Raw genomic sequence first — 1,967 nt, 5'->3', positions numbered from 1 at the left:
GCTTTCCCTCCAACTCGGGGAAGATCTTGGTGATCGCCTTGGCTGATCCAGTCGTGGTCGGAATCAACGAGTGACCGCATGCGCGCGCCCGACGCAGATCCTTATGACCTTTATCGACAATGGTTTGGGTGTTGGTGATGTCGTGAATCGTCGTCATCGTGCCATGGACGATGCCGAACCTTTCATGGATTACCTTGACAACTGGAGCCAAGCAGTTTGTCGTACAGGACGCCGCTGTCACCACTTGATGTTTAACAGGGTCGTAAACATCCTCATTGATCCCGTAGACGATATTGAGTGCTCCTTCTGTCGGCGCAGCGACCAGCACCTTCTGCACGCCCTGTCGGAGGTATTCCTGCAAAGACTCGGGCTTCTTGTGATGTTTGCCGGTCGCCTCGATCACGATGTCGCATTCGGACCAATCCGTGTCCGACAAGGCCGAGCTCGTGCTATAGCCGATGCGTTTGTCTCCAACCTGCAGGTGGTGACCCTCACCACTGCAAGACACGTCCCAGGTGCCATGGACCGAGTCAAACTGGAGCAGGTGCGCCGAGCACGCTGCGTCGCAACTCATCTCGTTGACATGCACGAAATCGAAGACGCCCATAGGCCAGCCCGCGCGCAAGCCGAGCCGCCCCATGCGCCCGAAACCATTAATGCCGATCCGAAGACTCATGATAGACCCTGTAGGACGCAGTGGAGCTCGCTTTTCAACACCGCCGACTTTGTTCGAGTGACCGCCCAACATTTTCCGGGTCAGGTGTCGACCCCTGAACTGAGTAGTACGCGCTTCGCGTTCCGGACGCTGCCATCCGCGTTGAATACGTCAGCTCGTCCGCCTACCCGAAAGTGGCGATTACCATCTGCGGTTTGCAATAAACATTGCAATCCCGACCCGAAAACCGAGCAGGATCCAGCCAGGACACCGCCAAGACGATACGCTTGGCGCATCACTTCGGTCAAGCGACCACGACAACCACGACAACCATGACGATCATGGCGTCGAAGAGGTCTCCGTCGTCTGGCAACGACGTGGGCGAAATCTCCGGGTCGGATGGCCCTGAGCCCACGCCCGGGATCGGCGCCCGCCCATCAGTACCCTAGAATATTACGCCAAGCTAATAAGAGATCTCGGCCCCGCACCCCGCGTCGTGATGCAGCGCGGAGATGCCGGCTAGCCGCCGAGGCTCGATTCACAATACCGCATCACCCCTTGCGGACGACTTTTCGGAATTGGCTCGGCGCTGCTCGGAGCCTTGCCTCAACCCATCGACGATGTCGGCGTCGGTGATGCGGCAGGAGCCGCTCCCGCTAGCGCCGCCCCAAGAATGCCGCTCAATCAACCTCGCCTGACGACCCCATGCCGTCGCACGTAGACCGCGGGCTATGCCGATGGTGCTTCGGACGCAGATACGCGGCCTGCGCGACGACCGATTCAGCTCATGCTACCCTGGTTCCCGGGCACTCCCACCGCTGGCAGCCACGCTGATCGACCTTTGCCAGCGCCACGGAGCGCGCGTCATACGCGGACCGGTGGCGAGGCATCGGCGCCCTCGGCGTGGGCAGCAGCCAACAAAGCCATTTCGTGCTTAACGACATTGAGAGATCGTAACGGGCACGCTCCTGGAGACCTCATACGATGACAGACTTCGATATCGTACACGATCGGTCGCAGACCGCTTCCCAGAAATGGGACAAAACCAGCCTGGAGCGCTATTTCGGCCGGACCGACCTGCTACCGTTTTGGGTCGCCGACATGGAGTTCCGCGCGCCGCAGATCGTGACTGACAGCCTTGTTCAACGCGCAACCGCGGGTATCTACGGTTATGAGGTTAGACCCCCAAGCCTGACCGACGCGATTCTACAGTGGTACCGTGAGCGGCACGGCTGGGCAATCGACGAGACGCAGGTCCGATTCAGCCGCGGTGTGATGAACGCCATCGCGATTTTGATGAACCTGTACACCG

1 protein-coding gene and 1 pseudogene are annotated in these 1,967 nt (G+C 59.7%); one reads left to right on the top strand and one right to left on the bottom strand.

All coding sequences use genetic code 11. The features are described 5' to 3' along the window. Window positions 1-676 (bottom strand): glyceraldehyde 3-phosphate dehydrogenase NAD-binding domain-containing protein (locus tag CKO31_RS25650; protein WP_200243643.1); only part of this gene is annotated, 676 nt, incomplete at its 3' end. Window positions 677-1,639: 963 nt separating this feature from the next. Here CKO31_RS25650 and CKO31_RS25645 point away from each other — a divergent pair. After that, window positions 1,640-1,967 (top strand): annotated as a pseudogene (locus tag CKO31_RS25645) (aminotransferase); the annotation flags it as partial.

Origin of the sequence: Thiohalocapsa halophila (genome assembly GCF_016583825.1) — a bacterium.
In the GTDB taxonomy this organism is placed as follows: Bacteria; Pseudomonadota; Gammaproteobacteria; order Chromatiales; family Chromatiaceae; genus Thiohalocapsa; species Thiohalocapsa halophila.
This window is presented reverse-complemented; position numbering and strand designations above follow the sequence as displayed.